The sequence below is a fragment of the Streptomyces sp. NPDC021225 genome, from assembly GCF_044332865.1.
Taxonomy (GTDB): Bacteria; Actinomycetota; Actinomycetes; order Streptomycetales; family Streptomycetaceae; genus Streptomyces.
In genome coordinates, this window is the sequence record NZ_JBIRPV010000008.1 from 271141 (window position 1) to 292522 (window position 21382).

General features: G+C 69.9%; 20 protein-coding genes. 8 read left to right on the top strand and 12 right to left on the bottom strand.

The window, feature by feature from the left end:
• Positions 1–13: 13 nt before the first annotated feature.
• The gene (locus ACH4S9_RS31955) at positions 14–952 is read right to left on the bottom strand and encodes a sugar ABC transporter permease (protein WP_358847176.1); all 939 of its coding nucleotides are present in this window, start codon (positions 950–952) and stop codon (positions 14–16) included.
• A gap of 52 nt (positions 953–1004) precedes the next feature.
• Positions 1005–2294: an ABC transporter substrate-binding protein gene (locus tag ACH4S9_RS31960; protein ID WP_398375016.1), complete on the bottom strand. Its 1290-nt coding sequence runs from the start codon at positions 2292–2294 to the stop codon at positions 1005–1007.
• 195 nt (positions 2295–2489) lie between these two features.
• Here ACH4S9_RS31960 and ACH4S9_RS31965 point away from each other — a divergent pair, with 195 nt between their 5' ends.
• Together ACH4S9_RS31965 and ACH4S9_RS31970 are read left to right on the top strand one after the other, a co-directional pair.
• Positions 2490–3269, top strand: a complete 780-nt coding sequence (locus tag ACH4S9_RS31965; RefSeq protein ID WP_398375018.1) for a methyltransferase domain-containing protein — start codon at positions 2490–2492, stop codon at positions 3267–3269.
• A gap of 165 nt (positions 3270–3434) precedes the next feature.
• Positions 3435–4676 (top strand): MFS transporter, encoded by a 1242-nt coding sequence (locus ACH4S9_RS31970; protein ID WP_361187325.1) that lies wholly within the window; start codon positions 3435–3437, stop codon positions 4674–4676.
• Positions 4677–4811: 135 nt separating this feature from the next.
• Here ACH4S9_RS31970 and ACH4S9_RS31975 read toward each other — a convergent pair whose 3' ends face one another.
• Positions 4812–5411: a CGNR zinc finger domain-containing protein gene (locus tag ACH4S9_RS31975; RefSeq protein WP_398375020.1), complete on the bottom strand. Its 600-nt coding sequence runs from the start codon at positions 5409–5411 to the stop codon at positions 4812–4814.
• Positions 5412–5496: 85 nt separating this feature from the next.
• Between ACH4S9_RS31975 and ACH4S9_RS31980 the strand changes: the two genes are divergently transcribed.
• Positions 5497–6288, top strand: a complete 792-nt coding sequence (locus tag ACH4S9_RS31980; RefSeq protein ID WP_398375022.1) for an MBL fold metallo-hydrolase — start codon at positions 5497–5499, stop codon at positions 6286–6288.
• A 202-nt stretch (positions 6289–6490) separates the two neighbouring features.
• Here ACH4S9_RS31980 and ACH4S9_RS31985 read toward each other — a convergent pair whose 3' ends face one another.
• Entirely contained in the window at positions 6491–7417 is a 927-nt protein-coding gene (locus ACH4S9_RS31985) for a phosphotransferase (RefSeq protein ID WP_385338343.1), read from the bottom strand.
• 137 nt (positions 7418–7554) lie between these two features.
• Here ACH4S9_RS31985 and ACH4S9_RS31990 point away from each other — a divergent pair, with 137 nt between their 5' ends.
• The gene (locus tag ACH4S9_RS31990) at positions 7555–8619 is read left to right on the top strand and encodes a DUF4419 domain-containing protein (protein WP_398375023.1); all 1065 of its coding nucleotides are present in this window, start codon (positions 7555–7557) and stop codon (positions 8617–8619) included.
• A 166-nt stretch (positions 8620–8785) separates the two neighbouring features.
• On the opposite strand, the gene ACH4S9_RS31995 is transcribed toward ACH4S9_RS31990, so the two are convergent.
• Both ACH4S9_RS31995 and ACH4S9_RS32000 read right to left on the bottom strand, forming a co-directional pair.
• Positions 8786–8983 carry a ferredoxin gene (locus ACH4S9_RS31995; protein WP_311724019.1) on the bottom strand — a complete coding sequence of 66 codons (198 nt, stop codon included), beginning with the start codon at positions 8981–8983 and terminating at the stop codon, positions 8786–8788.
• Positions 8984–9054: 71 nt separating this feature from the next.
• The gene (locus ACH4S9_RS32000; RefSeq protein WP_398375026.1) at positions 9055–10275 is read right to left on the bottom strand and encodes a cytochrome P450; all 1221 of its coding nucleotides are present in this window, start codon (positions 10273–10275) and stop codon (positions 9055–9057) included.
• A 460-nt stretch (positions 10276–10735) separates the two neighbouring features.
• On the opposite strand from ACH4S9_RS32000, the gene ACH4S9_RS32005 reads away from it, so the two are divergent.
• The 4 genes from ACH4S9_RS32005 (at position 10736) to ACH4S9_RS32020 (ending at position 15693) form a co-directional block, all read left to right on the top strand.
• Positions 10736–11389, top strand: a complete 654-nt coding sequence (locus ACH4S9_RS32005; RefSeq protein WP_358847184.1) for a TetR family transcriptional regulator — start codon at positions 10736–10738, stop codon at positions 11387–11389.
• 251 nt (positions 11390–11640) lie between these two features.
• Positions 11641–12906 carry a cytochrome P450 gene (locus ACH4S9_RS32010; protein WP_311724021.1) on the top strand — a complete coding sequence of 422 codons (1266 nt, stop codon included), beginning with the start codon at positions 11641–11643 and terminating at the stop codon, positions 12904–12906.
• An 8-nt stretch (positions 12907–12914) separates the two neighbouring features.
• Positions 12915–14114 carry an NAD(P)/FAD-dependent oxidoreductase gene (locus ACH4S9_RS32015; RefSeq protein ID WP_385338335.1) on the top strand — a complete coding sequence of 400 codons (1200 nt, stop codon included), beginning with the start codon at positions 12915–12917 and terminating at the stop codon, positions 14112–14114.
• Between the two features lie 88 nt (positions 14115–14202).
• Complete coding sequence (locus ACH4S9_RS32020; protein ID WP_398375028.1) at positions 14203–15693, top strand: MDR family MFS transporter; 1491 nt, start codon at positions 14203–14205, stop codon at positions 15691–15693.
• A 46-nt stretch (positions 15694–15739) separates the two neighbouring features.
• Here ACH4S9_RS32020 and ACH4S9_RS32025 read toward each other — a convergent pair whose 3' ends face one another.
• The 6 genes from ACH4S9_RS32025 to ACH4S9_RS32050 all read right to left on the bottom strand — a co-directional run bounded on the left by ACH4S9_RS32025 (position 15740) and on the right by ACH4S9_RS32050 (position 21141).
• Positions 15740–16414, bottom strand: a complete 675-nt coding sequence (locus tag ACH4S9_RS32025) for a hypothetical protein (RefSeq protein ID WP_358847188.1) — start codon at positions 16412–16414, stop codon at positions 15740–15742.
• Positions 16415–16524: 110 nt separating this feature from the next.
• A complete protein-coding gene (locus ACH4S9_RS32030; RefSeq protein WP_398375030.1) occupies positions 16525–17286 on the bottom strand; it encodes a class I SAM-dependent methyltransferase in 762 nt (253 codons plus the stop codon).
• A 69-nt stretch (positions 17287–17355) separates the two neighbouring features.
• Positions 17356–17868, bottom strand: coding sequence for a MarR family winged helix-turn-helix transcriptional regulator (locus ACH4S9_RS32035; RefSeq protein WP_398375031.1), 513 nt, complete (start codon positions 17866–17868; stop codon positions 17356–17358).
• Positions 17869–17939: 71 nt separating this feature from the next.
• Entirely contained in the window at positions 17940–19115 is a 1176-nt protein-coding gene (locus ACH4S9_RS32040) for an MFS transporter (RefSeq protein ID WP_398375033.1), read from the bottom strand.
• Complete coding sequence (locus ACH4S9_RS32045) at positions 19112–19969, bottom strand: carbohydrate kinase family protein (protein WP_361187348.1); 858 nt, start codon at positions 19967–19969, stop codon at positions 19112–19114. The genes ACH4S9_RS32040 and ACH4S9_RS32045 overlap by 4 nt, the downstream gene beginning before the upstream one ends.
• The gene (locus ACH4S9_RS32050; RefSeq protein ID WP_398375035.1) at positions 19966–21141 is read right to left on the bottom strand and encodes a hypothetical protein; all 1176 of its coding nucleotides are present in this window, start codon (positions 21139–21141) and stop codon (positions 19966–19968) included. The genes ACH4S9_RS32045 and ACH4S9_RS32050 overlap by 4 nt, the downstream gene beginning before the upstream one ends.
• Positions 21142–21382: the final 241 nt, after the last annotated feature.

A 21382-nucleotide genomic window follows, 5' to 3' on the forward strand; every position in this document is an offset into this window, starting at 1 on the left:
GTGACCGCTCCGATCAGTAGTTCTGGCGAAACGCGCGGCGGATGGCGAGCAGCCCGACGAGCCCGGCCAGAAAGAGGACGACGCCGACGGTCTGGCTGTAACCCAGGTCGGCCGCGATGAACGCCTTCTGATACACGAGAAACGACAGCGTCGTCGACGAACTGCCGGGACCGCCCATGGTGAGCAGCAGGACGTGCTGTGCCGAGCCGAAGAGGGTCCACAGGAACTGAAGCATGGTGACGACGCCGACATAGTCACGGATCACGGGGAAGTGGATGCGCCACATGGTCCGCCAGTGCCCGGCCCCGTCCAGCTGTGCCGCCTCGCCGAGCTCGTCCGGGACGCTGTCGAGCCGGGCGGCGAACAGGACGGCGGTGAAGCCGATCCCGCTCCATACGTCCAGGGCGATGAGACAGGCCAGAGCCGTCGACGGCGAGGCGAGCCAGGCGTCGGTGAGCGAACCGAGCCCCGCGGACTGCAACGTGCCGTTGACCAGCCCGTCCGGCGACAGCGCCGCGTAGAACACCATGGCCTTCGCGGGGGTGGATATCAGGCCGGGGATGAACAGCAGATAGCGGATGACACGGTGTCCGGGGGGTTTCTGGGCGACGTAGTAGCCCAGCATGTAGGCGCATACGATCATGATCGGCAGCGCCACGGCGAGCTGGACGGCGGTGTTGTTCACCGCGTCCCAGAACACGGGGTCGTCGAAGACCGTGCGGACGTTGTCGAGACCGGCGAAGGACACCGGCTGAAGCATCCCCGGCCAGTGCAGGGCGGCGATCACGAAGATGGCGATCACCGGACCGATCATGAAGATCGCGTACCAGATCAGCGCGGGGACGGCGAGGATCGTGCCGCCCTGTCGGGCGTTGTGCGAACGGGGCGTGGCGGAGGGCGGAGCGGGGTGGCGGACCGCGGCCCCGCCCGGGGTCGACGTCAGCGTCGTCATGAGGTGGCTTCCGTGAGGTCGGGCTCGGGATGCGAGCGAGCGGGCGGGCGGGTCACGCGGAGCGGTACGCGGTCTCGAGCGCGGCGCGGACCTTCGCGGCGCTGGTGCCTCGGGTGAACGATGTGCTGGTCGCGGTGATCAGCGGCTGGGTGGCGGCGGGCGGAACATACACATCGGGCAACAGCACCTGGCTCACATCGGAGCCCAGCTTCTGCGCGGCGGCGACCAGCGGGAAGTCCGTGCTGACGGTGTCGGAGCGCAGCGCCATGTCGCGGCCGCTCTCCTTGATGAACCGGGAGACGGTGTCGCGGCGGTACATGAAGCGCAGGAACTTCTCGACGGCATCGATCTTCTTGGCGCCGTTCGGGCTGATCCAGAATCCGATCAGGGTGTACGTCCGCAGGATGGTGGGCTTGTCGTGCACGGCGCCGTCGGCCAGCGGCCAGCCGCCGACCTCGGTGTGCCGGACGACCTTCTCGGGCACCTTCGCCAGCGCCGATGACATCGCCGATTCCATCGCCGCGGACTCGGTGTTGAACTGCGTGGTCATCAGGTCCGATGTGAGGCCTTGTGCCTTGTCGGCGAAGACGCCCGCGTCCCGCAGCGTCGCGAAGTATTCGATGCCCTCCCGGGCGCCCCTGCTGCCGAAGTCCCCGGTGGAGTAGACGTGCCTGGCCTCGTCCTCGGTCAGGAAGGTCTGGATGATCTGGGCGAGCAGCTTCTGCCCGGTCCAGTCGTTGCCGCCGACGGTCACGGGCGCGATCCCCTTGGCGCGCAGCTTGCGGGCCGCGGCGATCAGCTCGTCACCCGTGGTGGGTATCGCGTCGACGCCCGCCCGGTCCAGCAGCGCTCTGTTGTAGGCGATAGGCCAGTTCGTGGCGAAGTAGGGGAAGGCCCGCAGCCTGCCCTTGGCGTCGGTCCACGCGGCGAGAGCCTCCGGGCGCACCCGGTCGCGCAGCCCCCAGTCGTCCAGGTAGCCCTTGACGTCGACGGTGGCGCCGACGTCCGTCCACGCGAGCGTCTTGTCGTAGAGGTTGACCATCACGACGTCCGGCTCCTTGCGGGCCAGGCGCGAGGTCTCGTACACCTGCGCGAGGTCATCGCCGTTGATCAGGTTCTTGACCTTGAGTCCCGGATTTTCCTTGCGGAATCGGTCCAGGCCCGCGAGGTAGGTGGGCGATCCCGGGGAGGTGGTGCCCAGCTGGCTGTGCACGACGAGCGTATGGGGATCGGAGTCCGCCGCGGCCACAAGGGAGCAGCCGGACAGGGCAGGCAGGGCGGTCGCGGCGGCGAGGCCGGAACCGGCGGCGAGGAAGCCGCGCCTAGTCAGCGGTGAGTGCACAGCGGGGTGTCTCCAACCAGGCGGTTAACGAGTGGTTAATCGATCTACCTCGAGGGTGTGAGGAATGTAGGGGCCGCTTCGCGTCCGGTCAAGGCCTTGTCGGCCGTCGATGCCATGAGGAACCTCGCCGGGGGCGGTAACCGGCTTCCCGCGTAGGCAGGGCAGGGGCCGTGCCCGTTTCGCATACTGACGAGCATGGCCACCTACGACACGCTCGGCGCCGCGTACGCCCGGACACGACAGCCTGATCCGCGGATCGCCGCGCAGATCCACGCCGCCCTCGGGAACGTCACCGACGTGATCAACGTCGGGGCGGGCACCGGCTCCTACGAGCCGCCGCGGACCGCGCTCGCGGTCGAGCCCAGCCAGGTCATGATCGCCCAGCGCCCGCCGGGATCCGCGCCCGCCGTGCGGGCCGTCGCGGAGCACCTCCCGCTGCGTGACAACGCCGCCGAGGCCGCGATGGCCCTGCTGACCGTCCACCACTGGGCCGACCTGGCAGCCGGAATGGCCGAGCTGCGCAGGGTCGCCCGCCGCCGCATCGTCATCCTGACGTGGGACCAGCAGGTCTTCCGCGAGCGGTTCTGGCTCGTCCGGGACTACCTCCCGGAGGCGGCCGCGCTCGACGACACCCGCGCCACCCCCACCGACCAGCTGGTCGACCTGCTCGGCGGTGCGCGCCAGGAACCGGTCATGGTCCCCCATGACTGCGTGGACGGATTCGGCGCCGCATACTGGCGCCGCCCCGCGGCCTATCTCGACCCGCGGGTGCGCGCGGGGATCTCCATGCTGGCCCAGACCGGCGAAGACGCCATCGCGCCCGGTCTGGCCCGGCTCGCGGACGACCTGGCAACCGGCCGCTGGCACACACACCACGCCGAACTGCTCACGCTCGACACCATTGACGTCGGATACCGGCTGCTCGTGACCGACCTGCCAACGACCAACGCGTTCAATCCGTCAGCGGCTCCGTGACGACCTCGGCCGACGCCGCGGCCGGCATCCCGGGGATCGCCGCCCCGGCCTGTTTCACGATCGCCCGCGTATCGGCCTGACGGACGGCCCATCCCCGCCCCACCCGCCGCCGTACGCGAGGCCGAGCCGAGACCGGCGCGTGCCTGGGTGGTCCTGGCCGTCGTCGTGGCATCGTCGGCAGTGATCTTCCTGGACAAGGCTCTGCTCGGTCTGGCCGCCAAGCCGCTCATGGCGGATCTCCACCTGAGCAAGGCGGAGTTCGGATCGCTGGGCAGCGCCGCCTACCTGCTGTTCGGCGTGACCTGCCTGATCGCGGGCTTCCTGTCCGAGCGGATTTCGCCCCGCTGGATCCTGCTGGTCTGCGGTCTGCTGTGGGCAGCGGGGCAGGTCCCCGCGCTGTTCGCCGTGAGCGGCGCCGCGATCTACGCGAGCCGAGTGATGGTGGGCGCGGCCGAGGGCCCCGCCCAGCCCCTGGCGCACATGGCCGCGTACTCCTGGTTCCCCAACGAGCGGCGCGGCCTGCCCGCCGCCCTCATCACCTGTGGCGCGGCGATCGGCAAGCTCGCGCTCGCCCCGGTGCTGACCCTGGTCATCCTGCACTTCGGCTGGCGGGCGGGTTTCCTGTCCGTCGGGCTGCTCGCCCTGACGTGGAGCGTCGTGTGGTTCTTCACCGGTCGGCTCGGCCCCTATGCGGACAAGGCGGCCACCGGACGGGCACACGAGAAGACCTCGGACCCGCAGGAGGAGGAGAAGCGTGCCGTCCGCGACAGCGTGCCGTGGCGCCGGATCCTGCTGAACGGCACCTTCCTCGGCGCTCTGGCCGCCTACTTCACTCAAGGGGCGCTCGCCGCGGTCGTCTTCACCTGGCTGCCCTCCTACTTCGAGGACGGTCTCGGCTTCTCGGCCGCGACCTCCGGTTCCCTCTTCGGACTGCCCAGCGCGATGGCCATCGTGGCCCTGTTGTCGGTCGGACCGATCACCGATCGTCTGCTGCGCCGTGGCTTTTCCTCCCGGTTCGTACGTGGTGTCTTCGGCGGCAGCTGCCTCGTCGCCGCGGGTCTCATCCTGACTCTGCTGCACTGGGTGACGTCGCCCGTCGTCGCCGTGGCTCTCCTGATGCTGGGATACGGGCTGTCCACCACCGTGCAGGCCGTCGCCAATCCGGCCGTCGCCGAGATCGCCCCCGCCGCCCGGCGTGGCGGTGCGCTGGGGGTCCTCACCGCGCTCGGTACCAGCGCGGGGATCATCAGCCCGATGTTCACCGGCTGGCTCCTCGACCGGTCGGCGACGGAGCAGCAGGGCTACACCGATGCCTTCCTCGTCTTCGGTGTGCTCGTGGCCTTCGGCGGTCTGTGCTTCGCACTGCTGGTCAACCCGGAACGAGACGCCCGCCGATCGCTGGGCTGATCATGGCCGCGCCTCCCAACGCTGTGGCGCTGGGAGGCCCGCGACTGCTGTGGCCAGGATGATCAATTTCGATGCTTGTCCCGCGCCGTCCGGCCGGCCGATGTCGGCGTCACTCTCCCGGGTGGCATGGGTTCGTCAGCCTGCTGTGGGCCGGGGGCGTCGAGCGTAGGCGCGGGCGGCGCGGGCGCGGTCGCCGCAGCGGGTGGAGCACCACTGGCGGCGGCCGTGGCGCAGCAGGTAGCGGTTGCACGGGGTGGAACCGCAGCCGGTGAGGCGGTCGGCGTCGGGGCCGGTGAGGAGGTCGGCCGCGTTGGCCGCGAGGGCCGCCAGAGCGCGGTCGAGGATCTCGTTGGTGGGGCACGGCGCCGCGCGGTAGGGGCCGCTCTTCTCGTCCCAGTGCAGCAGGGCGGCCGAAGGGGCTCTGCTCAGCGCGTCGTTGACAGCGGACAGCGCCGCGGGCAGGGCGGGCAGCCCGGCGACGCGGGCGGCGAACAGCGATCTGAGGTGTTCGCGCAGGGAGCGCAGCTGCGCCGCGCACATCTCCCGCACCCCGGCGTCAGCCGGCGCGAGACCGTGTTCGGTGAGCCACCGATTGGCCGCCTCGGGGGTGCCGAGGAGATCGATGAAGTGCCCTCCGGGCAGTGCGACGGCGCTGTTGACGAAGTCGAGGGCGAGGTATTCCTCCGCCCCCGGCGCGGGCGGAGACACGGATTCGGAGGTCGGGGTCTCGCTCATGGCTGTCATGGTACGGCTTGTGTTCATCCGTGAGACGCCGCTATCGTCTCTCACGGATAACCCAACACCCATCCGTGAGGTTTTGATGGCCGGCACCAGCACGACCGCTGAGCAGATCTCCGTCCGCGTCTTCGGCGGCCCGACGGCCCTTTTCGAATACGGGGGCCTGCGCTTCCTGACCGACCCGACTTTCGACGCGCCTCGCGACTACCACGTGCCGGGCGGCCGGCTGACCAAGACGGCGCCCTCCTCCGCCGCCGCGCCGGCCGACCTCGGCCGTATCGACGTGGTCCTGCTCTCCCACGACGAGCACCCCGACAACCTCGACGCCTCCGGCCGGGCACTGCTCGCCGACGTCCCACTGACCCTGACCACGCCTGGGGGCGGGCAGCGCCTCGGTGCGGGGGCCCGGGGGCTGGCCGACTGGGAGTCGATCGAGCTGGACCGCCCCGGCGGCGGCACGATCACCGTCACCGGCGTGCCCGCCCTCCACGGGCCCGGCGTGCGCGAGGACGTCGAGCCGATCACCGGCCAGGTCGTCGGATTCGTCCTGACGGGGGAGGGCCTGCCCACGGTGTACGTCAGCGGCGACAACGCCTCGCTCGACCTGGTCGAGGAGATCGCCGAACGGTTCGGTCCGGTGGACACTGCCATCCTGTTCGCCGGGGCTCCCCGCTTCCCCGTCCTCTTCGACGGCGCTCTGATCGTCCTCGACAGCACACAGGCCGCCCACGCTGCCCAGATCCTGGGCGCCCGCCGGGTGGTTCCCGTCCACTACGACAGCTGGGCGCACTTCACCGAGGGCCGTGACGAACTGGTCGCCGCCTTCACCGACGCCGGGCTGCTCGACCGCCTGGACCTGGGTGACCGGGGCTGACCATACGGCGGTGCGGGCCGGACGCCGGCCGACGCCACCCGCGCGACCACGGCCACGGCGCCGCCGCCAACGCACCCGGCGGTTCCGTCGCCGTGTTCGCGGTGGCCCTCGCGTTGCTGGGTGTGGGCTGGAGTCTCCGATCGTGCACCACGCTGGATGCGGGGACCCTACTGGGGGTCGCCTGACCACTCTGGTCGCGGGGTCAATCAGTGGCGTCTGACAATTCCTCGTACAGTCCTTCCAACGCGATGCGATCGTCGTCTGTACCGGTGTGCGGCGTGGTGAACCACAGTGCATATTCGGCGATCTCGGAAAGCCGCCAATCAAGTGCGAACAGTTCGACCATCGCAGGGTCGGGGGCCAAACCGTCGGCTTCACCCGTATCGAGCAGGTCGGAGTAGTCCCGCTCACGCGGCGCGAGAGCCAGCGACTCCCAGTCGACCAGCTTCAGTCCGCGGGCAACCATGACCTGGTTGTCGTTGTGCGGCTCGCCATGGGTCGGCACCCAGAGATCACGATGGGAGTGCGCGATGTCCGCGAGTTCTCCATAACGGCCGGTCCAGCGCTTGATCGCGTCATGGTGTGAGGCAAGCGCACCCCGGGCTTCCTCCGCCAGCGGGCCGGACGTCCAGGGCTGGGCGGTGCGAGCCCGCAACTCGTCGGCGAACCCCGGGCCGACCCGTGGAACCCAGCACGGCAGGCCGTCCGGTGGTGCCGTGCGATGCAACGCGACCAGCGCCGCGATCACCTCGCGGACGTGCTGGGGTGCGCGAGCCTCAGCCTCAGTCGGAGACCGTCCGTCCAGCCACGGCGTCACACTGAGCACGCCGGGCCCGACATCGATCGTGAACCGCCCGGGCCGCGCGGGCGACGGCGCACACACCATGTCCAGACCCCCGGCGGCCAGCGCGGCCGCCCCCGCGTAGGCAGCCTCCAGCGAGGCCGCGGTATGACGGGGCGCCAACTGGTCCAACGTCACGAACAGCGTCTTGTCGCCACCGGCCACCCGCCAGTGGTGTGCGCCGAAACCCCAGGGCAGGTAGTCGACTTCGGCGATCTCAGGCAGCCAGTGGGTGGCAACCGCACTGGCGATCGCCTCATCGTTGATAAAGGACGGACGGGTACGCACAAGATCCGATCCTAGGAAGCGCGTGGGTCACAGTCACGTGAGTTTTGCTGCCAGGCCGGTCCCGAGCATGTGAGCCAGCGCCCACGTTTTCATCACTCTTCTAAGATCGGGACCGATCACTGCTCCTGGGGATACGGATGGCTTTCGAGATAGATCTGCCGCTCGGCGAAGACCGCAATGCCGATCGGCTCGCAGCTGAACTCACCGAACTCGGCAACGAGCGCTTCCTGCGGGCGGTGGTCCGCGACCAGGCGCGTTTCCACCACCGCAGCACTGACCGCCTCGTCGGCTGGACCACCAACGGTCCGGAGACCACCGAGTTCACCGAGCTCGCCGAGACCACCTCCAGCCTTCTGCTGCGTGCCATCCACCTTTGCTTCACGGCCCACCTGCCACTGAGCCTGTCACCCGACCTGCTCTGGTACGCCGTCGTGCACGAGGTGGCCGTCCACGTCCGGCTGAACCGCGGCACGTACGAGGGACTCTTCACCGACACGCCCGGTCATCAGCGGACCATCGCCGTCCGCGACGACTTCGCTCCCGAGGACTGGGAGCGCTCGATCAACCTGGTACAGCAGCCGCTGCGCTCCCGGATCGGCGACGATGTGGCCGACCTGTTCCAGCCCGCCTTCTCCACTACCACCCCTGCCGATGCCACCGCCGCGCTGGTCGCGCTGATGGACGTGGTCAGTCCGTACTACCGCTTCCGGTGGCAGACGCTCTGCGGCATTCCACGGATCCGGCTGGAGGGCACGGACCGGGACTGGCGCCTGCTGGTGGCCCGCGTGCGGGAGCTGTCGGAGTGGTTCGAGGGCCTGCGCCCGTGGTTCACCGCCCTGCACCCGGTGTTGGAGGCGATCAGCGAGACAGCCTCCGGTTGGGGCGTCGACCACGGATTCTGGCGGTCGCTCTACAAGTGGGAGTCGGGGTCCGGCGGCGACCGGGTCACCGGCTGGATCACCGCCTTCTTCGCTCACCGGTACACCGACGACGGGCCATGTCCCCTACAGTCGTTCGGCCCCGGCACCACCGCCCAGGACGACTTCCCCTCCCATGTCTCATGTGTTCCGTTCCGCTGGGAGACCCCCACCGGCACCTTTGACATGGCCTTCCTCGGAGGCGTCATCGGCATCGAACGCAGCGGTGAGTGGATCCGGCCCCGGTTGGGCCACGCCGTGGTCGAGCTCCTCCCCGCCACGTAGCACCACGACGGGCATCTCCCCGAGCCCTGGACCCTGGCGGACGTTCAGCGCTTCACAGGCTGCCCTCAAGCCCAGTTGCCGACCACCATCGGCACCGTTACCTCGCACGGCGAACCTCTCCAGGCCGACTGCGTCATCGACCTGGAGGGGATCTGCGTTCAGCGCGTTATACGTCGCTCAGCGCGATGGCGGCGGCGGGGCATACGGCGGCCGCGTCCCGGACGGCCGCGTGCTGGTCCGCTGCCGGCTCGGGGTCGAGGAGGACGACGATGCCGTCCTCGTCGCGCTGGTCGAAGACGTCCGGTGCGGCGAGGACGCAACTCCCGGCGCCGCAGCACTTGTCCTCGTCCACGGTGACCTTCATGGTCGCTCCTTTCTTTTCGGCCGTGCCTTCGGCTGTGCGGTCGGTCGGTACGGAGGTTTCGGCGGGGCGGGTCACCATCGCACGGGCACCTCGCGCAGGCCGCCGACGGTGAGTCCCTCGACCTGGCGCAACTGCGCGACGGGTACGGCCAGGTCGAGGCTCGGCAGCTTGCGCAGCAGGACCTCGAGGACGACCTGGAGTTCGGTGCGGGCCAGGGACTGGCCCAGGCAGGAGTGGGCACCGGCGCCGAAGGCGAGATGGGGGTTGGGGCTGCGGGTGAGGTCCATCTCGGCCGGGTCCGTGAAGGCCCGCTCGTCGCGGTTGGCTGCGGACAGGCCGCAGAAGACGGTGGTGCCGCCCGGCAGCACCGTCCCGTCGACCTCGTAGTCTTCGGTCAGATAGCGCCGGAGGCCGTAGCCGCCCAGGTTGGCGTCGGAGCGCAGCACCTCGTCGACCGCGGTGCGCACCAGAGAGGGGTCGGCCAGCAGGCCGTCCCACCGGGTGCGGTCGGCCAGCAGCATGACGACCATCTTGCCGATCATGTTCGCGGTGGTCTCGTGCCCGGCGACCAGCAGGGCCATGCCGGTGTCGCGGAGCTCGGGGTCGGTCAGCCCCTCACCCTCCGCCCGGCTCTCCTCGATGAGGGTGCTGATCAGGTCTTCGCCGGGCTCGGCGCGCTTGGCCGCGATCAGCTCGGACATGTAGGCCACGGAGTCGTCGTGGGCCGCGCCGGTCTCCTCCTCCGAGTAGCGGCTGACGTTCAGGAACGCGTCGGACCAGTAGGAGAAGCGGTCCCGGTCCTCGACGGGCGCGCCGAGGAGGCCGCAGATCACGTAGACCGGCAGCGGGAAGCCGAGCGCTGCCTTGAGGTCGGCGGGCGGGCCGCTCTTGACCATGGCGGCGACGATGGCCTCGGCCATCTCCTCCATGCCGGGGCGCAGCGCCGTCACGCGCTTTGCGGTGAAGTACTTGCCGACGTGACGGCGCCACCTCTGGTGGCCTTCGCCCTTCATGTGGAGCGAGAGCGACGTGCCGCTGTTGGTCGATACGCCGCCGCCCCCTTCCGGGGCGATCCTCGCGCTGTCGTCCTCGGCGGCCGGGCGCGAGAAGCGTGGGTCCGACAGGAGTGCCTTGACGTGTTCGTAGCGGGTCAGCAGCGTGCCGGTGTCTCCGCTGGGGAGTTCGACGGTGGCCACCGGACACTGTGCGCGCAGCAACTCCCATTCGGGCGGCGGGTCCAGGGGACCGTCGGTGGGCAGTGGCAGGCGGACGATGGGGTCGTTCTGGCTCATCTGGCCTCTTCGGGTGGGGGTGAAGGGGTGTGGTTTGCGCAGCGGTTGCCGCCCGGCAGGTGGGCGGGGCTGGCTGCCGTCCCACAACCGGGCTTGGGTGAGCGGCTGTTCGGGTGCAGTCGTCGCAGCCGAGGTGGCGGGGCGCATGGGCATCCGGCTGCCCGCGCCATCGCGAAGTCGGGAATCTGCTCGACCAGGGTGTCGACGACGGCCTTGGTCATGTCACGGTTAAATCAACCGATTGATTTAACCGTATCGCATGCGTGCGGCCGAAACAGAGGGGATTGCGCCATAGTGCTTCAGGGGCGTGGGGGCATGGCTGGTCTCTCCGTCGGCCGGGACCGGCCACGTCATTGCGTACGCTTTCGTCGTTTGGCCTCGCCGACCTGGCCGAGGATCTGCGGTGGCCTGGGGGACGGGCTCTCGTGGACGGGTGTGACGTCCCGAGGTGGTGGTGGCGATGGCCGACAGGACGAGACGAGACGAGCAGGTCAGCGCGACGCGGTTGGCACTCCTGGACGCGGCGGAGCGGTTGTTCGCCGAACGCGGGGTGCACGCGGTCGCCAACCGTCAGATCAGCGAGGCCGCCGGACAGGGCAACAACGCCGCGGTCAGCTATCACTTCGGCACGAAGATCGACCTGATACGCGCCATCGCCCGCCGGCATGCCGAGCCGGTCGAGGTCGGCCGTCTGCGCATGATCGAGGCCATCGGAGACTCCGCCGATCTGCGGGACTGGGTGGCCTGCGCGGTCCGCCCTGTCACCGAGCATCTGGAGGCTCTGGGTACCCCCAGCTGGTACGCCCGGTTCATCGCCCAGGTCACGGCCGACCCGGCCCTGCGTGCTGTCACGGCCGAGGAGTTCGCGGCCGGCTCGCCGTCGATGCGGCGGTTGCAGGAGGGCCTGGACCGCTGTCTGCCCGAGCTGCCGGCCGAGGTGCATGCCGAGCGCGGCGCCATGACGCGTCACTTGATCGCCCAGATGTCCGCGGAGCGGGAGCGCGCCCTTGCGGACAACGCGCCGACACCCCGGGCCAGTTGGCACGACACGGCGAACGGTCTGATCGACGCCATTGTCGCGCTGTGGCAGGCGCCGGTCACGCGCGAGGACTGACCGGCCGACCCGTTCGGTGCGCCTTCGTTCGCGTGGCGCCGGGTCCGGCCGAAATTAAATCAATGAATTGACTTAACTGCTCCCGCTGGTGTTGCCTGGTCCGCAGCGATGTCGAGTCGCGGGAGACCGGGGGCGCGCAGCGGCTGCGCGCGCAGGTCACGGCCGCGCACCGCAGCGGACTCGACGATCTCTCGCTGGAGCATCCCCGCGCCCCCGAGCCCCGTGCCCCCCCCCACGAGCGAGGAGAAGCAGTGACCGGTGCAGCAGGCAATTCGCCGAGCGGGACCCCGGTGGACACTCCGGATTACGACATCGGCAGGTCCGCGCGGTGTCCGCTCGATCCGGCACCCGCGATGCGGGCACGGCAGGCGGAGGGCCCGCTGACCCGGGTCCGGCTGTGGGACGGGACCCTCGCATGGCTGGTGACCGGTTGGGAGGAACACCGGGCGGTGCTGTCCGACCAGCGGGTCAGCGTGGACCCGTTCCAGCCCGGCGCGCCCAAGCTCTCCCCCGGGGAGGTCGAGACGATCGACCGACTGAAGAAGCAGGGCAAGCGCTCAACCGGCACCAGCTTCATCATGATGGACGATCCCGAACATGCCCGCCTGCGCCGCATGGTGACGTCCGCGTTCACCATCAAGCGGGTGGAGGCCATGCGCCCACCCACCCAGCGGATCACGGACGACCTGATCGACAAGATGCTCGACGGCCCCAAGCCGACGGATCTCGTCGAGGCGTTCGCGCTGCCGGTGCCGTCGCTGGTGATCTCCAATCTGCTCGGCGTGCCCTACGACGACCACGACTTCTTCCAGTCGAACAGCAAGACCATCATCAACCGGAACTCGACCGCCGAGCAGCGGATGGGAGCCAGGCAGCGACTGTCCGAGTACCTGGACGGGCTGCTGGCCGAGAAGCTCGTCCACCCCGCTGAGGACCTGCTCTCCGGACTCGCCGAGCGGATCAAGGGCGGCGAGCTGTCCCGGGAAGAGGCGACCGAGATGGGGGTGCTGATGCTGTTCGCGGGACACGAGACCACCGCGAACATGATCACGCTGGGTACGCTTGCCCTGCTTCACCACCCTGACCAGCTGACACTCCTGCGGGACGCCGAGGACCCGAAGGCGATCGCCCTGGCGGTCGATGAACTGCTGCGCTACCTCACCATCACGCACGGCGGATTGCGCCGGGCGGCACGGGAGGACATCGAGATCGCCGGCCAGGTCATCCGGGCCGGCGAAGGCATCATCACGGTCAACGAGACCGCGAACCGGGATCCGTTGGTCTTCCCCGACCCGGACCGGCTGGACCTCACCCGCGACGCCCGCCGTCATGTGACGTTCGGATACGGGATCCACCAGTGCCTGGGCCAGCCGTTGGCCCGCATGGAGTTGCAAGTCGCCTACCCCGCCCTCCTGCGGCGGATCCCGACACTGGCCCTGGCCGCGGACCTGGGGGAGATCCCGTTCAAGCACGACGGGTTCGTCTACGGGGCCTACGAGCTTCCGGTGACCTGGTGATGACGCCGATGCCCAGGGACCTGGTGATCGTAGGAGCCTCGGCCGCCGGACTGGCCACGGCCGAGGCCCTGCGCAACAAGGGATACGACGGGGCGCTCACCCTCATCGGCGACGAGCCGCACCTTCCGTACGACCGGCCGCCGCTGTCCAAGCAGGTCCTGTCCGGTGACTGGCAGCCGGAGCGGGTGAGGCTGCGTGACGAGGAGGCCATCGGCAGGCTGGACGCGGACTTTCGACTCGGCCGCCGGGCAGCCGGGCTGGACATCGCCCGGCGGAAGGTCCTGCTGGACGGCGGTGACCGCCTCCCGTTCGGCGCCCTGGTCATCGCCACCGGCGTCACCCCGCGCCGGCTGCCCGGGGACGACCTGGCGGGCGTGCACGTCCTGCGCACGCTCGACGACGCCCTCACGCTGCGGACCCATCTGCTGGCCCGGCCGAAGGCCGTCGTGGTCGGCGCCGGGTTCCTCGGCGCCGAGGTGGCGGCGGTGGCCCGCACCATGGGGCTGGAGGTCACGCTGGTCGACCCGCTGCCGGTGCCGATGCGCCGACAACTCGGCGACCGGATCGGGGAACTCGTCGGACAGATGCACAGCGATCACGGGGTCGCACTGCGCCTGGGGGTCGGCGTGGCCCGGTTCCTGGAATCCGCCGGCCGGGTGGTCGCCGTCGAACTGGCCGACGGCACGAAGCTCGACGCGGACCTGGTCCTGGTCGCCGTGGGATCCACACCGGCGACGGACTGGCTGACCGACTCCGGACTGCCCCTTGGCAACGGCGTGGAGTGCGGCGCCCGCTGCCAGGCCGCCCCCGGTATCTACGCCGCCGGAGACGTCGCGTCCTGGCACAACCCGCACTTCGGCCTGCGGATGCGCGTCGAACACCGCCTCAACGCCACCGAGCAGGGCATGGCCGTGGCCGCGGACCTCCTCGGTGAACAGCGCCCCTTCGCCCCCATTCCCTACTTCTGGAGCGACCAGTACGACGCCCGCATCCAGGCCTACGGCATCTTCCCCGACGACGCGGACGTGAAGATCGTGCACGGCAGCCTGGACGACCGCCGGTTCGTCGCCGCCTACGGCCACGAGGGCAAGGTGGTCGGAGTGCTCGGCTGGAACAGCCATCGCGAGCTGCGCAAACTCCGTCAACTCGTCGTCGACCACGCTCCTCATCCCGGCACGCGCACGGCGGGAGGAAGCCAGGAGCCGTGAAGGACCACCTGATGTGCCGACGGGACCGGTCCGCCGCCGGTCCGTCGCGTTCGCTGTCCGTTGTCCGACCCTCCCCGGAGCCCGCCTGATGAGCACAGCCGCGGCGAACGAGCCCGCCACCACCGCGGACCCCCAGCCGCCCAAGGCCCGGCGACAGGTCCTGGTGGCCCTCAGCGGCTTGCTCAGCGCGCTCTTCGTCGCGACGCTCAGCAGCACGGTGGTCTCCACCGCGCTGCCGAAGATGATCGGCGCGTTGCACGGCTCGCCGACCCAGTACACCTGGGTCGTCACCGCGACCCTGCTCAGCACCACCGCCACCACCCCGATCTGGGGCAAGCTGGCGGACCTGTTCAACAAGAAGAACCTCGTACAGATCGCCGTCACCGTCTTCGTCCTCGGGTCGGTGGCGGCGGGGGTGAGCCAGTCACCAGGGCAGCTCATCGCCGCGCGCGCCTTACAGGGCGTAGGCGTCGGCGGCGTACAGTCCCTGGTCCAGATCGCCATCGCGGCGATGATCCCGCCGCGCGAACGCGGCCGGTACAGCGGCTACCTCAGCAGTGTCACGGCCCTGTCCACCATCGGCGGTCCGCTGCTGGGCGGCCTCATCGTCGACACCTCGTGGCTGGGGTGGCGGTGGTGCTTCTTCATCAGCATTCCGGTCGCCGTCGCCGCGCTGGTCCTCCTCCAGCGGACGCTGCGCCTCCCGGTCATCCGACGCGACGACGTGAAGATCGACTACCTGGGAGCGACACTCATCGCCTCGGGCGTCAGCGTGCTGCTCATCTGGATCTCGTTCGTCGACAGCTCGTTCGCCTGGGCGTCCTGGCAGACCGCCGCCATGGTCGGTGCGGCAGTGGTCCTGCTGTCCGTCGCGCTGTGGGTGGAAGCGCGCGCCGCCGAGCCCATCGTGCCGCTCCACATCATCAAGCAGCGCACCACCGTGCTGGCGATCCTCGGAAGCCTCGCCGCCGGCACGGCCATGTTCGCGGCCTCGGTCTACCTCAGCCAGTATTTCCAGGTCAGCCGCGGTTACACGGCCACCGAGGCGGGGCTGCTGGCCATTCCGATGATGGGCGGCATCCTGGTCTCCTCCATCCTCGCGGGGCGGCTGCTCAGCAGGACCGGGAAACTCAAGCCCTTTGTCATCGTCGGTTCCGTCCTGCTCACGGCCGGGTTCGCCGGACTCGGCACCATTGACCACAGGACGTCCCTGGTCTTCATGAGCGCGGCGATGCTGTGCATCGGCCTCGGCGTCGGCATGACCATGCAGAACTTCGTCCTCGCCGTGCAGAACTCCGTCCCGCTGAAGGACATCGGCACGGCCAGCACCACGGTCACCTTCTTCCGCTCCCTGGGCGGCACGTTCGGCGTCACCGTCCTGGGCGCAGTCCTGGCTCGCCACGTCGCCGAACGGACTGCGCAGGGCCGGGAAACCGCCCGCGTCGCCTACGGCGACGCGACCGGACTCGTCTTCCTCATCGGCGCCGCGGTAGCGGCCCTCGGCATCGTCGCGGCGGTCCTGCTGAAGCCGGTGACGCTGCGGACCAGCCTCGACTCGTCCGAAACGGCCGAACACTGACGAGATATTCCGCAGCCGGTCCGCCCGCATACTTCGGGTCAACCGGTCAGCGGGAACGCCTCAGAACAGCCGTCCCCTTTTCGTGCTCAATGAAATCAGAGGACCAATCCGGATACTCGCGGCGCCAGCGCTCGACTATCTCCAGCTCGTCGGGGCGGCTCGCATCGTCCATGAATATCCGCGCATCGCCGTTTACTTTCGACTCAAGCATCGGGAGTGCCGGGTACCTTGAGAGTGGTTGCAAGAATCCTGGAGGCCCATCGATCACCGCCATGTCGCAGTTCTCTACATCTTCTATCTGTGTCGGGTCGTACCAGCGCCACCGCTCTCCTTTGATGTCCACCTCAACCAGTGGGGCGATACGCACTTGCGCGTATGTGTCCAGCCCTTGGTGCTTCAAGGTGGCGGCGGTTGCATCACCGAAGTCCTTGTCATGGTCGATCGAGACAATCGTTCCGGGGATTTCGAAATGGCGAAGCGCGTTTGCCATCCAGACCGTTGTGGCGCCGCTCCCCACGTCCAGGATGGAAACCGGACGTCGCTCCTGGATCTGTGAAACCAGGAACAGGAGGAGGTCTGGCCAGGCCGTCCATTTTGTGGTCTTGGGCATTGCATGCTTGACGGGAATGATTTCGTAGAGATCCGTCAGGGCCTCAACCTGCCTGGAACTGTTCCCCACAACCTTCCGGAGATCGGCGATTTCCTTCAGGATGTCATCCATTGACGTCATTATTCATCTCTCATGCATGGCCGTAATTGCGTGGATCTTATCTTGTGCTGCTTGGAAAGTCATCGATGCGCCACGCGCCTCGTATCTGTACTCGTTGATGGTCAGGGTTTGACGGCATGCAGGACATACAAGCCGCGGGGGCCCGCCTCGTTGCGGCGGACGTGGAGGCCGGCCGCATCGCACTGCGTGGTCAACCACTCGGAATTCAGCCGGAGTTTGGGGTAGCTGCCGGTCTTCAGGTGCCAGGTGTCGTTACGGCGGGTGTGCAGCAGGTCGTGGACCTGGACCGTGTCCTCGTCGAGGTAGTCGAGGAAGCAGGTGAGGATCTGGTCCTCGGTGCTGCGGACGGGGATGAAGCGGTCCGGGCCGAGGAGTTCGTGTGTCAGATCGCGGTAGGTGGCGACGAAACTTCCGCCCGGGCGCAGCGCCTTGGCGACGCTTGTGATCAGTTCCTGCACGTCCGTCCGGTCGGGCAGATGCGGCAGGGTGTCGCCCATGCATACAACGGCGGCGACCGAACCCGGGGCAAGGCGGGGCAGGGCCTCGCGGATGTCTCCGTGGACGGGGCGGACGGCCTGCGCGGTTCCGGAGCGCCTGGCGTGCTCCAGGAGTTCGTCGAGGAGCGCGGCACTGGTGTCGACGGCGGTCACCGACGCGAAACCGAGGTGGGCGAGGGCCAGAGTCTGCGGGCCCGGACCGCAGCCGAGATCGACGGCGGCGTCTTCCTCGCCCGGATGGGCGAACAGCCCCAGTTCGCCGAGGAGTTCGGCCTGGGCGGCCGCCGCCGTCTCGATGTCACCGCCGAGCATCCATGTGTAGTGCTCGGCGAGCAGGTCGTCGTAGTGTTCGGCAGCAGTGGTCATACGTGTTCCATTCGTGAAGTCCGTCGACACGGGGCCGGTACGGCACCAAGGCCGATCAGCTGGCGGCGCCTACGCCCCGGCAGGCGGGTCGAGGGCGGGAGCGCTGTTCACCGCGGACTCGCCCGTAAGCACCCAGGCGGCGAGATCGGCGAGGTACACGTTGGTCAGCGAGGCCCCCAGGGTGTCCCCGAGGGCCGCCCGATAGGTGGGTGTCACCTCCGCGTAGCACTGCCGGCCCGCCGGTGTGATGCTCGCGGCGACCGCCCGGCCGTCACCGGCCGAGGCGGCCCGCTCCGCCAGCCCTCGGGCTTCCAGCCGGCCGACCAGGCGCGTCACCGTGCTGTCCTTCAATCCGATCCGGTCGGCCAACTCGCCCATACGCAGGGCGGATTCCCCGTCGGAGCGGGTCAGCGCACACAGGGCGCGGTACTCCGACAGCGGCAGGCCGTGGCGTTGCTGTAGGGCCTGGTCCAACTGCTTCTCCACGCGGCCCAACAGCCGTACGGCCATGCACCAGCGGTCGTCCTGCGCGTCGTCGGCGGCGCGCGGCGGCGTCTCGTGCGATCTCTGCCTCGGAGCCATCACACAGGGACTGTATCTGCTTGCTCAAGCAAGGGAAAGCACGTCGCATAAGGCGACGCGGTTTCCGGCCCTCACAGGCTCCGCAGCCGGCGGCGCACAAGGAGCGCGGCCAGCGCGGGCCCGGCCAGGACCACCGCGCCTGCCGCGGCGTAGGCGCTGTGGACGCCCAGCACCCCGGCCAGGGGCGGCAGAGCCCCCTTCGCCCCGCCGAGGGAGACGCGGTTGGCCGTGGTCAGCAGGGTCTTCATCCGGCCGCGCATGTGCTCGGCCGCCAGCAGTGACACGAAGGTCACGGCAAGCACCCCGACCACGTTCGTGGCCGCTCCCTCCAGCACCTTGGCGGCGAAGGCCACCGGCGGAGAGGTCGTCGCGGCGGCCGTCAGCAGGCAGCCACCCAGCAGCATCACCGCTCCTGTGGCCACGGCGGGAATCCGCTCGGGTCGGCCCAGGCGGCCGGAGGCGATGAGGGCCGCGGCGGCGGTCTCCCCTGCGAGCGCCGCGGCCCCGTAGGGACCGGCCCACACGTGCGCCGACAGGCCCAGGCGTTCGTCGACGTAGGCGACGTAGAGAGTGTCCTTGGCCCCCCAGGCGACGCCCGCGACGGTGTACAGCACGGCCGTGTACAGGGCCAGCGGCCGCCCGTGCAGGTAGCGCAGCCCCTCGTGGAACTGGCGGGCCACGCTGGATCCGGTGCGTGTGGCGGTGGCCGGGGCGGGCAGGCGCAGGCCGTGGAAGGCGAAGGCGGTGACGGCGAACGTGACCGCGTCGGCCAGGAAGACGGCCGGTCCCAGCGTCCCGGCGAGGAAGGGACCGACGGCGACCCCGGCGGCGGTGGCCAGCCGGCCGGTGAGCGACATCGTCCCGCTCGCCTTGGCCACGGGCACGGCGGCGCGGGCGGCGGCGGCCGGCAGGAGACGGGTCAGGGACCCGGAGAGGGCGACCTCCCACGGGGTGCGGACGGCCAGGACCAGGGCGTACCACCAGGCCCCGTAGTGGAGCATCAGGGCGGTGAGGACCGCCAGCACCGTCGAGGAGACGACCAGGCCACGGCGGGCGTCGTGACGGTCCACCAGGACGCCGATCCAGGGCGCGCACACGACGGTGGCCACCAGCGGGATCCCCTGCACCAGGCCGAGGGCGGGGACACCCGAGCGGACCGTCACCAGGTAGGCCACGGCTGCCGCGTTGATCCCCGAGCCGGCCAGCGACACCGCCTGGGCCGCCATCAGTATGCGCAGCCCCGTCATCGCCGCAGCTCGCCGGCGGAGAGGTGGGAGGCCGCGTAGGCGGTGGCGGCGCGGACGGCCCTCCGGGCGGGCAGGCGCAGACCGTGGAGCGCATGCGCGAGGGCGGCGGTGAAGGCGTCGCCCGCCCCGGTGGTGTCGGGAACCGGGCCGACGTCCACAGCCGGGGTGTGCCAGCAGTCGGCGTCGTCGGGCGCAAGGGCGAGGCTGCCGTCGGCGCCGAGGGTGAGGACGAGCAGTAAGGCGCGAGAGCGGGAGCGCAGCGCGAGCAGGAAGCCGGGCAGGTCCTGGCCGGAGAGGCGCTCGTGGCTCATGACGAGGGTGTCGGCGGCGAGGAAGTCCCGATCGTAGGGGTTGTCAGGGCCGCGCACGTCCTGAAGGTCCACCACCACCGGCACCCCCAGTCCTCGGGCGGCGGGCAGCAGCGGGCGGGAGAAGTCGAGGTTGCCCAGCACGCACACGTCCGCCCCGGCGGCGGTGGCGCGGAACGCGGCAGCGTCGAAGGAGGCGGCCAGGGCCCCGCCGAGGTCGGTGTTGACCTGGCGACGGCCCGCGGTGTCCACGAGGATGACGGACCGCGGGGTGCGCTCCAGGGACCTGGTGCACCGGCCGGTGCCAACGCCCAGACGGTGTGCCGCGGCCAGCACGGCCTGCCCGGGGGCGTCGTCGGCCAACGGCGCGATCAGCTCGACGGCGGCCCCCAGTTGTGCGAGGGCCGCGGCGACGTTGAAGCCCACCCCGCCGACCATGTCCTCGATCCGGCCGGGCAGGTGACGCGCGGGGCTGTAAGGGTGGGGGAAGCCCTGCACCGGCAGCCGCGTCTGCTGGTTGGCGATGCCTGCGACGACGGCCCTCATCCGCTCGCCTCCAGCTCCCTTTCCTTTGTCTCCTCCTCCCTGTCCTGCGGGCCGGGTACGGCCAGGTCCAGGAGCTCGTACAGCGCGCCGCGGGTGCGGGGCGCGGCCTGACCGGGGTGGCTGACGAACCGGGGCGCGAGGTCGGCGAGCCCCGGCGGCACCCCCGTCTCCAGGGCGAGTTCGAGCGCCTGCGGCAGCGAGGGCGCGGCCAGTTGGGGCGTCATGGCGCGCAGCGAGTCCACCGGGGACCCGGGGGTGACGGCACCCGGTTCGGCGGGGACGGCGACCATCGGCCTGGGCCGCAGGGCGAAGCGCAGGGCGAGCGAGCCGAAGTCGTACACCGCGAGGTCGGCGGCGGCGTACGCGCCCATCCAGGACTGCCACGGCGGGACGAGGCACACCGTCTCCGGGGCCGCGGCAAGAGCGCGGGCGAGGTGGGGACGGGGGCGTCCGCGCTGGTCCCAGTTGTGGGGGTGTGGCTTGAGGACGACCCGGACGTGCCCGGGCAACAGACGGGCGCTCTTCAGCAGGGCTGGGCCGTGCCAAGCGAGCATTCCGGCATCGCCCCACGTGGCCGAGAGCAGAACGAGGAGATCTTCGGGGCCGGCGCCCAGCAGGGCACGGGCGGTGGCGCGGCGCGCGAGGACGGCGAGGAACTCGTCGGTCTCCAGGTCACCGACGACCCGTATTCGCCCGGTGAGCTGAGGGGTGAGGCCCTCGGCCCGCGCCCGCCCCTCCTCGCTCGCTTCGAACATGGCGGTGTAGATCGGTTCCTCCGAGCGAAGGACGAAGTCCGGGCCGTAGGTGAAGTCCTGGCCCAGCACCTGCTTGCCCGCGCCCACCCCGTGCGGGACGAACACCCGGGCCCCGGCCCGGGTGAACAGGTGGGCTCCGCCGTGGTTGGCGAAGATCGCCAGGTCCCACGGCTCGGCGGTTGCCGCCTCGAACGGCACCAGGGGCAGGCCCCAGCGGCCGACCTCCGCCTCGCAGCCCCGCCCGAAGTGGTCCGGGGCGAGCGTCGCAGCGAAGGAAAGGCGGCTGTCGTCTGCCAGGAGCCGGTGCACCCGGCGCAGCGTCCGCAGGGAAACCCGGTTGTGGACGATGTAGAGGACGGCACGTGCCTTCCCTGCCACGCGGATGGGCGGGGGATCGGCTCCGGGGAATAAACCCACACATGCTCCTCTTAGAGACAGGGCGGTCGGACGAGAAATAAGAGGTTACAACAAGCGCTCGATAAAGGTTCGACTCTGTTGCCATTTTGGAAATTTCCGGTAGCGGAACACTGAGGGATACGGCGCTCCGGAAAGCCTCGCAAACGGGTCATCATTGGGACACCGGTGTCGAAGTCTTGAGAGCTTTTTAAAAGCCCGCAAATCGGGTTGATTTTGACTGCGGATCAGGAGAAGCGGCCTC

Bases quoted from the DNA above. Each gene is read 5' to 3' on its own strand.
- ACH4S9_RS31955 (WP_358847176.1), bottom strand. From the start codon at position 952: ATGACGACGCTGACGTCGACCCCGGGCGGGGCCGCGGTCCGCCACCCC.
- ACH4S9_RS31965 (WP_398375018.1), top strand. From the start codon at position 2,490: ATGGCCACCTACGACACGCTCGGCGCCGCGTACGCCCGGACACGACAG.
- ACH4S9_RS31975 (WP_398375020.1), bottom strand. From the start codon at position 5,411: ATGAGCGAGACCCCGACCTCCGAATCCGTGTCTCCGCCCGCGCCGGGG.
- ACH4S9_RS31980 (WP_398375022.1), top strand. From the start codon at position 5,497: ATGGCCGGCACCAGCACGACCGCTGAGCAGATCTCCGTCCGCGTCTTC.
- ACH4S9_RS31990 (WP_398375023.1), top strand. From the start codon at position 7,555: ATGGCTTTCGAGATAGATCTGCCGCTCGGCGAAGACCGCAATGCCGAT.
- ACH4S9_RS31995 (WP_311724019.1), bottom strand. From the start codon at position 8,983: ATGAAGGTCACCGTGGACGAGGACAAGTGCTGCGGCGCCGGGAGTTGC.
- ACH4S9_RS32000 (WP_398375026.1), bottom strand. From the start codon at position 10,275: ATGAGCCAGAACGACCCCATCGTCCGCCTGCCACTGCCCACCGACGGT.
- ACH4S9_RS32005 (WP_358847184.1), top strand. From the start codon at position 10,736: ATGGCCGACAGGACGAGACGAGACGAGCAGGTCAGCGCGACGCGGTTG.
- ACH4S9_RS32015 (WP_385338335.1), top strand. From the start codon at position 12,915: ATGCCCAGGGACCTGGTGATCGTAGGAGCCTCGGCCGCCGGACTGGCC.
- ACH4S9_RS32020 (WP_398375028.1), top strand. From the start codon at position 14,203: ATGAGCACAGCCGCGGCGAACGAGCCCGCCACCACCGCGGACCCCCAG.
- ACH4S9_RS32025 (WP_358847188.1), bottom strand. From the start codon at position 16,414: ATGGATGACATCCTGAAGGAAATCGCCGATCTCCGGAAGGTTGTGGGG.
- ACH4S9_RS32030 (WP_398375030.1), bottom strand. From the start codon at position 17,286: ATGACCACTGCTGCCGAACACTACGACGACCTGCTCGCCGAGCACTAC.
- ACH4S9_RS32035 (WP_398375031.1), bottom strand. From the start codon at position 17,868: ATGGCTCCGAGGCAGAGATCGCACGAGACGCCGCCGCGCGCCGCCGAC.
- ACH4S9_RS32040 (WP_398375033.1), bottom strand. From the start codon at position 19,115: ATGACGGGGCTGCGCATACTGATGGCGGCCCAGGCGGTGTCGCTGGCC.
- ACH4S9_RS32045 (WP_361187348.1), bottom strand. From the start codon at position 19,969: ATGAGGGCCGTCGTCGCAGGCATCGCCAACCAGCAGACGCGGCTGCCG.